Genomic DNA, 372 nt, shown 5'->3' on the forward strand with positions numbered 1-372 from the left:
TTCTTGCGCAGGTGCTCGCGCACCTTGTCGGCCGAGTGGCCCACCGCGGCCACCGCCTGGCGCAGTTCCTCCTCGGTGACGCCGAGCGACTCGGTCCAGCTGCGGATTTCGTGCTCCTCGGTGAGCGAGATGAGCTTGCGGTCGAGGCCAGTCTTCTTTGGGTCGTCTGCCATGCGTGTCTCCTTCGTGTTGATCGAGGAGCCTGCGACGCAAGGCCGCCGCCGGATGTAGGAGGCGGCCATATCCGCGGCGCGGCGATGGGCGACATCGCGATCTGGTGACGTGCAGCATGCTGCCCCATGCACCTCGCCGACGTTGCCCCCATGCTCATCTCTTCGCGGCCCGTAGACCTATCCGAGCCGGGGTGGATCT

1 protein-coding gene is annotated in these 372 nt (G+C 66.7%); it reads right to left on the reverse strand.

What is annotated here, in order from left to right; all coding sequences use genetic code 11:
* The coding region (locus AC1DNF_RS35865; protein WP_478153703.1) for a DUF3606 domain-containing protein at window positions 1-242 on the reverse strand (242 nt) is incomplete at its 3' end.
* Window positions 243-372 lie beyond the last annotated feature (130 nt).

The sequence above is a fragment of the Variovorax sp. 01T432 genome (assembly GCF_056398605.1).